Annotated in this window: 9 protein-coding genes and 1 pseudogene; 4 read left to right on the forward strand and 6 right to left on the reverse strand. The window is 75.9% G+C overall.

The genetic code is table 11. The features are described 5' to 3' along the window. Positions 1-163: 163 nt before the first annotated feature. On the reverse strand, positions 164-1,510 hold the full coding sequence (locus tag GTW43_RS12425) for an NAD(P)/FAD-dependent oxidoreductase (RefSeq protein WP_161301714.1): 1,347 nt from the start codon (positions 1,508-1,510) through the stop codon (positions 164-166). 211 nt (positions 1,511-1,721) lie between these two features. Next, entirely contained in the window at positions 1,722-2,333 is a 612-nt protein-coding gene (locus GTW43_RS12430; RefSeq protein ID WP_161301715.1) for a TetR/AcrR family transcriptional regulator, read from the reverse strand. 197 nt (positions 2,334-2,530) lie between these two features. Here GTW43_RS12430 and GTW43_RS12435 point away from each other — a divergent pair. Together GTW43_RS12435 and GTW43_RS12440 are read left to right on the forward strand one after the other, a co-directional pair. Beyond that, positions 2,531-3,331, forward strand: a pseudogene (locus tag GTW43_RS12435) (SDR family oxidoreductase). 123 nt (positions 3,332-3,454) lie between these two features. Continuing rightward, entirely contained in the window at positions 3,455-4,045 is a 591-nt protein-coding gene (locus GTW43_RS12440) for an isochorismatase family protein (protein WP_161301716.1), read from the forward strand. Positions 4,046-4,082: 37 nt separating this feature from the next. On the opposite strand, the gene GTW43_RS12445 is transcribed toward GTW43_RS12440, so the two are convergent. Continuing rightward, positions 4,083-5,285 carry a MarP family serine protease gene (locus tag GTW43_RS12445; RefSeq protein ID WP_161301717.1) on the reverse strand — a complete coding sequence of 401 codons (1,203 nt, stop codon included), beginning with the start codon at positions 5,283-5,285 and terminating at the stop codon, positions 4,083-4,085. A 95-nt stretch (positions 5,286-5,380) separates the two neighbouring features. Here GTW43_RS12445 and GTW43_RS12450 point away from each other — a divergent pair, with 95 nt between their 5' ends. Continuing rightward, positions 5,381-6,142, forward strand: a complete 762-nt coding sequence (locus GTW43_RS12450; RefSeq protein WP_343245985.1) for a peptidoglycan recognition protein — start codon at positions 5,381-5,383, stop codon at positions 6,140-6,142. Positions 6,143-6,163: 21 nt separating this feature from the next. On the opposite strand, the gene GTW43_RS12455 is transcribed toward GTW43_RS12450, so the two are convergent. The 3 genes from GTW43_RS12455 to GTW43_RS12465 all read right to left on the reverse strand — a co-directional run bounded on the left by GTW43_RS12455 (position 6,164) and on the right by GTW43_RS12465 (position 9,292). Then, positions 6,164-7,564, reverse strand: a complete 1,401-nt coding sequence (locus GTW43_RS12455) for a hypothetical protein (protein ID WP_161301718.1) — start codon at positions 7,562-7,564, stop codon at positions 6,164-6,166. A gap of 18 nt (positions 7,565-7,582) precedes the next feature. After that, positions 7,583-8,707: a PP2C family protein-serine/threonine phosphatase gene (locus tag GTW43_RS12460; RefSeq protein WP_161301719.1), complete on the reverse strand. Its 1,125-nt coding sequence runs from the start codon at positions 8,705-8,707 to the stop codon at positions 7,583-7,585. Between the two features lie 84 nt (positions 8,708-8,791). Further along, positions 8,792-9,292: a GNAT family N-acetyltransferase gene (locus GTW43_RS12465; protein WP_161301720.1), complete on the reverse strand. Its 501-nt coding sequence runs from the start codon at positions 9,290-9,292 to the stop codon at positions 8,792-8,794. 32 nt (positions 9,293-9,324) lie between these two features. Between GTW43_RS12465 and GTW43_RS12470 the strand changes: the two genes are divergently transcribed. After that, positions 9,325-10,212 carry a TIGR01777 family oxidoreductase gene (locus GTW43_RS12470; RefSeq protein ID WP_161301721.1) on the forward strand — a complete coding sequence of 296 codons (888 nt, stop codon included), beginning with the start codon at positions 9,325-9,327 and terminating at the stop codon, positions 10,210-10,212. Positions 10,213-10,267: the final 55 nt, after the last annotated feature.

The raw sequence follows: 10,267 nt of genomic DNA on the forward strand, positions 1-10,267 counted from the left end.
CAGGGGCGCGGGGAACTGCGCGAGAAGCCCCCACCGGCGGATGGTCGCGACGCAAGGGACGGACCCGTCCGGGAGCGAGCCCCGCCCACCCCCGGAGGGAAGGGGCGCCCGCCCCCGGTGCGTGCCACGGGGACGGGCGCGTTCATGAGGGAGCCGGGGCCCGTCAGGCCGCCGCCTCTGTGGCACCCGCCGCGTCCGGCACGCACCGCACCCCGAGCCCGGCGAGCACCGCGTGCGCGGCCCGCCGCCCCGAGTGCATCGCCCCCTGCACGGTGCTCGTCTCCCGGTGGTCCCCGCACACGTAGAGCCCGTCGAGCAGCCGCACCGGCCGCCGCGGGTCGTGCGGCGCGGGCATCGCGGGGACGGCGCGCGGGGCGTGGTGCACGGCGAGCGTCTCCCAGCCGCTCGTCGAGGCGCCGTACAGCGCGGCCAGCCGGTCGCGCAGGGCGCGCTCCGCGGGCGGCGGTCCGAACAGCACGGAGGAGACCAGCGCGCGGCCGGCCGGAGCGCGGGACGGGTCGACCTGGCTGATCACGCAGGTGTGCGCGAGCAGGCCAGGACGGTCCGCGTCGAGCAGCAACGCCGCCTCCCCGAAGGGCGGTTCGGGCACGGCGTGGTGCACGACGGTCACCTCGTGGAAGTCCGGCACGTGCAGTCCCGGCAGCAGTTCCGCGGCGGCGACCGCGTCGGCGGCGACGAGGACCGTGCGGCACCGCAGCCGCCCGTGCCCCGCGGTCGTCACGGCGTTGGTCGCGACGCCGGTCACCCGGACCCCGGTGCGTACGGTGCCCGGCGGCAGTCCGGCCGCGAGCAGCTCGGGTACCGCGTCCGCGCCGCCCTCGGGCACGGCGAGCCCGCCGCGGGCGTACGCGTGCAGGGCCGGGTCGGCGGCCCGGCTGGACGTGACGAGGTCCGGATCGCTCAACAGGGCCCTGAGCAGCGGCCGTACGAAGCCGTCGAGGGTCCGCCCCGGCATGCCGCGCTCCGGCAGTGCCTCGCCGACGGGCCGCTCGGGGCGCTCGTGCAGCGCGTCCTGCGGGAGGGCGGCGAAGCGGGCCAGGGCGCGGCCCAGCCGGGCGTGGTCCAGGGGGCCGCCGAGCGGGGGCCGGGAACCGCGCACGGGACGCGGGGCGCTCGCGAGGGCGCGCGCCGCGCTCAACGCGCCCCGTGTGCGCCGGGGGCGGTGCGCGGGCTCGCCCGTACGGTGCCTGCGGCCCTCGCTGTGCACGAGGACGCCGGGCGCGAACGGACGCAGGGCGAGCCCCGCGAGGCCGTCGGTGCCGGGCAGGTCCGGGCAGTCCGGACAGGGCCGGTGCGACGGGGTCAGCAGCTGTCCGGTCCGGTCGAGCCGGAACCCGTCGATCTTCTCGGTGGACATCCGGCCGCCGACCGTGCCGGCGGCCTCCAGGACCAGGACGTCCACACCTGCCCTGGTCAGCTGCCGGGCCGCGGTCAGTCCCGCGACTCCGGCCCCCACGATGACGACGTCCGCGTGCGCGGGCTCAAGCACGTGCCCCTCCCCGAGGTTGCGCGGCGATGTGTGGGGGCGTCATGCCCCGCGGCGCGGACCGTCAACGCCCGGGCCGGGACCGAGCCGGGTGGGACAGCCTCTCCGGCCCGCATCGAGGCTAGGCGGCGGACCGCTCCGGGGGAGTCGCGCGTCGGGGCGGCACGGATGCACCGGCCCTCCGGGGGATGCGCCCCTGGACAGGCCCTCGCGCTCAGGGGCGCACGAGCGAGCGCAGGCAGTGGACGACGAGGTCCGCGGGGGAGCCCGGCCCCGAGGGGCGCGCGTCGGTCGCCGACCAGGCCTCCAGCGCGATCCGGATCGCGTCGGTCGCGGCGGCCGCGGTCAGCCGGTGCTCCAGCGGGTCCGTGTCCGGGCCGGACAGCGCGGCCACGAGGGGGACCAGTTTCTCCTCCGACTCCTGGTTGACCCGGTACCAGACGGCGCGCAGGGCGGGGTCGTCCGCGGCCGCGCGCAGCAGGGCCCGGGTGCGCTCGAGGCCCTCGCGCGCCGCGTCGCCGGGCTCCGACAGGGAGGCGACCGCCGCCTCCTCGAGGGCCTGGGCCAGGGGGGTGCCCGGGGCGGTCGCCGCGAGCAGTTCGCGCCAGCGGTCGCCGCCGGCCGCGAGGAGCGGGCCGACGGCGTCCTGCTTGCCGCGGAAGTACCGGTAGAAGGTGCGCAGGGCGACCCCGGCCTCGCGGGCGATGTCCTCGGCCGTGGTGGCGTCGGGCCCCCGCTCGGTGAACAGCTCGACGGCCGCGCGCGCGATCTCCAGCTGGGTCGCGGCCTTGCGGCGCTCGGTGAGGGTGCGGTGCTCAGGAGTCACCCGGCGAAGCCTAACCGGTCACCTGCCATGGCGGCGTGAAATGTCATAGTGGCAAAACGTGCCAGCAGGTCGTACGGTGAAGAGGAAGCACCCACCCGGCGGACCGGTCACCGCGGCCCGCGGACAGGAACGAGAGGCACGCCATGACCACCCCCGCCCCCACGACCACGACTACGACCACGACGACCCCGCACTCGCTGAGCCGCTACACGGGGCGCCGCGCCCTCGTCACCGGCGGCGGCTCCGGCATCGGCCAGGCGACCGTCCTGCGCCTGCTCGCCGAGGGCGGCAGCGTCGTCGCCGCGGATGTCAGCGAGGCCGGGCTCGCCGACACCGAGGTCAAGGCGGGCCCGGACGCGGCGCGCCTCACCCGCGTCCTCGTGGACATCGCCGACGAGGCGTCCGTCCGGGCCGCCGTCACCTCGGCCGTCGACGCGCTCGGCGGGCTCGACGTCCTGGTCAACGCCGCGGGCATCCTCCGCTCAGGACACACCCGTGAGGTCACCCTCGCCGACTTCGAGCAGGTGCTGCGGGTCAACCTCGTCGGCACGTTCCTGATGATCCGCGAGGCGCTCCCGGCGCTGCTCGACGGCCACGAGCCGGCCGTCGTAAACTTCTCGTCCACCGCGCAGAACTACGCCCACCCCTACATGGCGGCCTACGCGGCCTCCAAGGGCGGCATCCAGTCGATGACCCACGCCCTGGCCATGGAGTTCAGCAAGTAGGGCGTGCGGTTCACCGCCGTGCAGCCCGGCTCCATCTCCTCCGGCATGACGGACGGCACCGGCGCGTCCCGGCGGTCCGTCGGCCCCGGCCTGCCCGCCGACGCCGATCTGTCCCTGCTCCAGAAGACCGCGCCGATGCTCCAGGTGGGCACCGGGCCGCACAACTTCGCGGGGCCCGACGCGGTCGCCGCCGTCGTCGCCATGCTGGCCTCGCACGACGGCTACTTCGTCACCGGCACCGAGGTCCGCATCGACGGCGGCGCCCACATGTGACACCGGCCGATGTCGGAATCTGCGGGTTACATGTCATTGCCGACATCCACCCGGGGTTCCTACCGTGGAGGCCACGGCCCACCGGCCGTCGCACCCTTACCGAGACCCGAGGTGGAAACCGCCATGGCCACGACCACGCTGCGCACCCTCAACGGCCTCGACGAGACGCCCGCGTCGCTCGCCGACTCGACGCTCGTCCTGGTCGACTACCAGAACACCTACACCCGCGGGGTCATGGAGCTCACCGGCTGGCAGCCCGCGCTGGAGTCCGCCGCCGCGCTGCTCGCCCGGGCCCGCTCCGAGGGCGCCACGGTCATCCACGTCGTCCACGACGGCGGCGAGGGCAGTGCCTACGACGTCCGCGAGGACATCGGGCGGATCCACCCGAGCGTGGCCCCGGCCGAGGGCGAGGCCGTCGTCGTGAAGAAGGCGCCCGACAGCTTCGTCGGCACCGAGCTCGGCACGCTCGTGGACGCCGCGGGCCACGACGACCTCGTCGTCGTCGGCTTCATGTCGCACATGTGCGTCCTGTTCACCGCCCAGGGCGCCTTCCTGCGCGGCAACCGCGCGACCGTCGTCGCCGACGCGTGCGCCACCCGGCCGCTGCCCGCGCCCGGCGGCGAGGTGCCCGCCGACCAGGTCCACCGCGCCGCGCTCGGCACGGTCGGCGACCTGTACGGCGTCGTCGTCGAGACGGCCGACGCCCTGAAGTAGCCGCCGGGCGCCCGCTCGTGGGCGCCCGGCCCCGCCCCTACGAGGGGATCAGCGCCCCCGTGTCGACCGGCTTCGTCGCCGTGGCCGCCCGCGCGGCGTCGCCGGACACCTCGGCGGCCGTCAGCACGTACCCTGTGCCGGGATCCGTCGTCGAGCGGGCGAAGACCATCCCGTAGACCCGGCCCCGCGGGGTCAGCAGGGGCCCGCCGGAGTTGCCGGGGCGGACCGTGGAGCGGATCGAGTAGATCTCCCGCGTGACATCCCCGGCGCCGTAGATGTCCTGGCCGGCCGCCCGGATCGGGTCCGCGACCGTCGCCGCCCGCAGATCGAGGCCGCCGTCCTGCGGATAGCCCGCGACGACCGCCGCGTCGCCGCGCGCCGCCGAGCGGTCGAAGGACAGCACCGGGGCGTCCAGACCCGGCACGTACAGCACCGCCACGTCCTTGTCCGGGTCGAAGGACACCACCGTCGCCGCCAGCGGGCGCCCGACCCCGCCCACCCGCACCGTGGGTTCGTCGATGCCCGCCACCACATGGGCGTTCGTCATGACGTGCTCGCGCGCGAACACGAAGCCGCTGCCCTCGCGGCCCTGCCGGCCGGACGCGCCCTCCACCTTCACCGTGCTGTCCGCGGCCGCGCGGGCCGCCGCCCGCGTCACACTGTCCCCGGACGGCTCCGGCACCTTCGCCGAGGGCTCCTGTGTGAACGGGTCGAAGACCTGCGGGAAGCCCGCCGAGGTGAGCGCCCCCGTCGCCCGGGCGAACCACGAGGGCGTCGAGGACGGCATCGCGTCCTGGACCGTGCCCAGCACCGCCGAGCCGCGGATCGCCTGGTTCAGCGCCGTCGACGACGACGCCGTGAGCACGCTGCCCGCGACCCAGGCCACGACCAGCATCGCCAGCGTGCCCGCCGCGGCCCCGCCGACCCCGTCCGCGACCCGCAGCGGGCCGGGCGCCCGGTCCATCCGCCCGCGCACCCGCAGCGCGAGCCGCCCGGCCAGCGCGTGCCCGGCCACCGCGGGCAGCAGCACCGTCAGCACCGCGACGGCCGTCGCCGTCGTCGTCCCCGCCGTCACCGCGTCCATCACGAACGGCAGGAGCCACACCCCGACGACCGCGCCGCCCACGAACCCGGCCAGGGACACACCGCCCGCGAGCAGCCCCCGCCGGTAGCCGGACGCCGCGTACACGAGCGCCAGTACCAGCAGGACGACGTCGAGTACCGAGAAGTGCAGGTCCATATCGGTAACAAACGCCCAGGGGGGTCGTGCCGGTTCCGCCATCCGGCCCACAAGTGGCCGAGCGCACAGCGCGGCGCGGGCCGACAGTGGAGGACGTGCGCGTCCTACGAGCAGTGCTGAGCTGTGTGCCGGGGGCCCTGGCCCTCGGCGTCCTCGTGCTGTGCGCCGTCACGGTCCGCCCCGAGGGAGCCCACCGTACGGCCGCCGTGCCCACCCGGCAGGCCGCCGCGCGCGACGCGCCGCACTTCGCAACCCGGCCGCGCATCGTGCCCCGTGCCACCTGGCTCGCCGGCACCGAGACCTACCACCGCGACCCCGTCACCTACGCGGACCGGGTCGAGGCCGTCTTCCTCCACCACACCGACACCCCCAACCGCTACGACTGCGCCGACACGCCCCGCATCATCCGCACCCTGTACGCCGGCCAGGCCGGCACCAAGGAGTGGGACGACATCGGCTACAACTTCCTCGTCGACCGCTGCGGCACGGTCTACGAGGGCCGGGCCGGCGGCGTCGACCGCGCCGTCGTCGGCGCCCACACCCAGGGGTTCAACCGGAACACGGCCGGGATCGCGGCGATCGGCACGTTCACCGACGGCACGCCGGTGCCGCCCGCCATGACGGAGGCGATCGCCGCGCTCGCCGCCTGGAAGCTCGGCCCCGGCGGCATCGACCCCCGCGGGCACGTGCGCCTCGTCTCCAGCAACAGCCTCAGCCGCTACAAGGCGGGGACGAGCGCCGAGTTCTTCGCGATCGCGGGACACCGCGACGGCTACGAGACCTTCTGCCCGGGTCAGGCGCTGATGTCGCTGCTCCCGTCGATCAGGGCGCGGGCGGCGGAACTCCAGGGCCGGTGACCGGTCGCGTCCGGGGCCCGCTCAGGCCGGCCTGAGCACCCCGCCCCCGGCCAGCCGGTACGTCCGGCCGCCGAGACCGGGGCTCGCCGCCCGGTCGTACGACACGTCGTGCCCGTTGCCGACGATGACGTCGGAGGGCGACACCCCGCCCCGCAGCGTCAGCTCCTCCACCCGCGAGTCCCCGCCCACGGTCCACCGCGTCCCGGCGCCCAGCGACAGCGAGGCCCCCTTGACCCGGCCGTCCAGACGCGTCGACCCCGTCAGCCGGACCGCCGCCGAGCCGTCCGACACCAGCACGTCGCCGTGCAGCCGCTCGTCCTCCGCCTCGAACGTCACCGAGCCGGAGTCCCGCACCCGCAGCAGCGCCCCGTCCTTCGTCGTCACCTCGGCCCGGCCCTTCAGCCGCACGTCCGCGACGGTCTCCCGCACCGTGAACACATCGCCCTCGGCGGCCTGCAGCGACCCGCCCTCCATCGTGTACGAGGTCTCTCCTGAGCCCCGCAGCAGGACCCCGCCCGCGGCCGCCGACGACCGCACGTTCTCCAGGGACAGCGACCCGCCCGGCTCCACGGTGAACGCCTCCGAGTTCGCCACGGTGAACAGCGTGCCCGAGAGCGACACGTCACCGGCCGTCAGCACGCCGGGCGACCCGCAGCCCGCCGAGGTCATCGTGCCGCCGGACACCGTCACCCGGCCGCCGCCGGGCCCCGCCGCGACCGGCGGGGACTGCGCGCCCGCGGTACGGATCTCCGTGTACCGCAGAGCGAGCGACGCCCCCCGCGCGGCCGTGACGCCGCGCGCGGACGCGCCCGTCGCCGTGATCCGGTTCGCGCTCATCGTGGCGCGGGTGTCCTCGCCGGTGGCGAACACCCCGGTCGCCCCACGGCCGCTCGTGGTCATCTCGCCCCCCGACAGGGCGAGTCCGCCCCCGTCGCGGACCAGCACCGCCGCGTTGAGGCCCTGGGCGCCGGACGCCGTCACGGACGTGGTGCGGCCGCTCTTGTGGACGCCCGAGTCCCGCGTCGACAGCGTGCCCGGGCCGGACACGAGCACCGCCGAACGGTCCGCGGTCCGCGCCGAGAACCGCTTGCGGCGCGGCGTCGAGACGTCCCGCCCGCCCTCGACGGTGTACGCCCCGGACACGGTCTTCTCCGTACCGGTCTTCTCCGTGCCCGGTGTCTCCGTACCGGCCGTCTCCGTACCGGCCGTCTCCGTGCCGGTCTTCTCCGGGGCGGCGGGGTCCGCGGGCAGCGGGTCGGTCGCGCACCGCGCCCCGCTCGCCGTCGCCGCGGGCGTGGCCGCCGGGGGAGGGGTGGCCGTGCCGTCGTCCGAGCACGCGCCGAGCACGAGCGGCAGCAGCAGTACGGAGGCGGTGGCCGCGGCGCGGCGAGGCCCGCGCCCCGGCAGTCCCAGGTAAGTCATGCGCCCTACGTTCACATTTCACGCCGCGTCCGGCACATCCGGGTCCTCCCGGGCGTCCGGCGCGAACACCAACAGCGTCAGATCGTCCCGCACCGTGCCCGCGAAGCGCACCACGTCCCGCCACACCGCGTCGCTCAGCGCCGCCGGATCCGCCTGGACCAGGGCCGGCAGCCGCTCCGGCAACGGGTAGAAGTCGCCCGCCGCGTTCCGCGCCTCCGTCACTCCGTCGGTCAGCGCCAGCAGCCGGTCGCCCGCCGCCAGCGCCACCGTGAGCACCTCGGGCGGCGCGATGCCCGCCACCCCCAGACCGAGCGGCGGCGACGCGGCCACCGGCAGCTCCGTCACCTGCCCCGCCCGCAGCAGCAGCGGCGGCGGATGCCCGCAGCACACCACCCGTACGTCCGCCGAACCCGCGGGGAACTCCAGGAACACGGCCGTCGCGAACAGCTCCGTGGGCTCGCCCTCCGCCGCGTCCACCACCAGACGGCGGTCCAGCCGCGCCGCCACACCCTCCAGGTCCGGCTGGTCGAGCACCGCCTCACGGAACGCGCCGAGGAGCCCGGCCACCGTGCCCACCGCCGACAGCCCGTGCCCCTGCACATCACCGACCACGGCCCGCACCCCGCCCGGCACGCTCCGCACGTCGAAGAAGTCGCCCCCGACCAGCGCCTCCCGCTGCGCCGCCCGGTACAGACCGGCGCAGCGCACCGACCCCACCCGCTCCGGCAGCGGCGGCAGCACCGCGAACTGGGCGGCCTCCGCGACCGTACGGACCGTCACCAGCTGCTCGTCGCGGCGGCTGCGCACCCAGGCGATCAGCACGCTCAGGAGCGCCACGAACAGCACGGTCAGCACGTCACTGTTGCCCGGCTGCCCGAACTCGACGAACGGCAGCACGAGCAGCAGCACCACCAGACCGCCGAGCAGCGCCGTCGCGGCCGGCCCGTACGACAGCGCCGCCACCGGCGGGATCGCCGCCAGCAGGAACCGCAGCTCGATCCGCTCACCCGTGAACACCTGGAGGAAGAACAGACCGGCCAGCAGCAGCCACGGCAGCAGCCGTACCCAGCGCGGCGGCGGAGCGCCCCGCAGCCAGGCACGCCGCTCCGGCCGGTCCCGGCGGCGCCCGATGGGCCACTCCATCCCGGGCTCCCTTCACGGCGGGCGGGCGCACGGACGGACACCCTGCCTACGAGCCTGCTACGAGTCCGGCGGCTCCGCATGCCGTCACGGCAGCAGCGAGCGGCCCATCAGCACGTCGTCCACGTACTCCCCGGCCAGCAGGAACTCCCCGGGCAGCACCCCCTCGACGACGAAGCCCTCCGCCTCGTAGAGCTTCCTGGCCGGGGCGTTGTGCCCCAGGACCCGCAGGGTGATCCGGCGGGCGCCCTGTCCCCGCGCCTCGTCGACGGCCGCCCGCAGGAGCAGCCGGCCGACCCCGTGCCCGCGTGCCGTCTCGTCGACGGCGAGGCCCTGGATCTGGCGGACGTGCGCGTTCGCCACCAGCGGGGTCGGCCGGCCGAGCCGGACGTAGCCGACGAGCCGGTCGCCGAGCACCGCCACGAGGTGGTCCCGCGGCCCGCACCGCTCCGTGAAGAACGGCTGGTACGGCGGCTGGTCGCGCGGCTGGACGGCATGCAGCGTGGACCACGTCGCCCGGTCCAGACGCCCCAGCGCGTCCTCGTCCCCGGCGGTGGCGAAACGTATGTGAGGCGTGAGGGCTGACATGCGGGCCAGACTACGACCGGCAGGATGGTCCCATGACACGTATCGCGGTGGCCGGCGCCTCCGGGCTGCTCGGCTCGGCCCTCGTACGCTCCCTGACCGCCGACGGCCACGACGTCGTGCGCCTCGTGCGGCGCACCCCGCGCAGCGACGCCGAGGTGCGCTGGGACCCCCACCGGACGCGGGTCGACACCGCGGGCCTCGACGGCTGCGACGCCGTCGTGAACCTCGCCGGGGCGGGCGTCGGCGACCACCGCTGGACCGCGGCCTACAAGCGGGAGATCCACGACAGCCGGGTGCTCGGCACGACCGCGCTCGCCGAGGCCGTGGCCTCCCTCGCGACGCCGCCGCGCGTCTTCGTCAACGGCAGCGCCGTCGGCTACTACGGCGACACCGGCAGCCGCGTCGTCGACGAGTCCGCGCCCGCGGGGGAGGGGTTCCTGCCCTCGCTGTGCGTCGAGTGGGAGGCCGCGACGGCGCCCGCGCACCAGGCCGGGGTGCGGACCGTGCTGGCCCGCACGGGGCTCGTCGTGGCCCGCGGCGGCGGTGCCTGGGCCAAGCTGTTCCCGCTCTTCCGGGCCGGACTCGGCGGGCGGATGGGATCCGGGCGGCAGTACTGGTCGTTCATCGCGCTGGACGACCACGTCGCGGCGGTCCGGCACCTTCTGGAGGACGGGTCCGTCTCCGGGCCGGTGAACCTGACGGCGCCCGACCCGGCGACGAACCGCGAGGTGACCTCCGCGATGGCCCGCGTCCTGCACCGGCCCGCCGTCCTCAAGGTCCCCGAGTTCGCGCTCCGCGCGGTGCTCGGCGAAATGGCGGGCGATGTCCTCGGCTCCACCCGTGCGGTCCCGACGCGGCTCCTGGAGTCCGGCTTCGAGTTCACGCACCCGACGCTGCAGTCGGCCATCGAGGCTGCCTGATCATGTCTCGTCGCCGGGTGCGGCCCGGTGGGGGCTGGTCGCGCAGTTCCCCGCG

Source organism: Streptomyces sp. SID5785 (assembly GCF_009870065.1).
Taxonomy (GTDB): Bacteria; Actinomycetota; Actinomycetes; order Streptomycetales; family Streptomycetaceae; genus Streptomyces.

Excerpts from the sequence above, each read along its gene's own strand:
- GTW43_RS12440 (WP_161301716.1), top strand. The coding sequence starts at position 3,455 with ATGGCCACGACCACGCTGCGCACCCTCAACGGCCTCGACGAGACGCCC.
- GTW43_RS12445 (WP_161301717.1), bottom strand. The coding sequence starts at position 5,285 with ATGGACCTGCACTTCTCGGTACTCGACGTCGTCCTGCTGGTACTGGCG.
- GTW43_RS12455 (WP_161301718.1), bottom strand. The coding sequence starts at position 7,564 with ATGACTTACCTGGGACTGCCGGGGCGCGGGCCTCGCCGCGCCGCGGCC.
- GTW43_RS12460 (WP_161301719.1), bottom strand. The coding sequence starts at position 8,707 with ATGGAGTGGCCCATCGGGCGCCGCCGGGACCGGCCGGAGCGGCGTGCC.
- GTW43_RS12465 (WP_161301720.1), bottom strand. The coding sequence starts at position 9,292 with ATGTCAGCCCTCACGCCTCACATACGTTTCGCCACCGCCGGGGACGAG.
- GTW43_RS12470 (WP_161301721.1), top strand. The coding sequence starts at position 9,325 with ATGACACGTATCGCGGTGGCCGGCGCCTCCGGGCTGCTCGGCTCGGCC.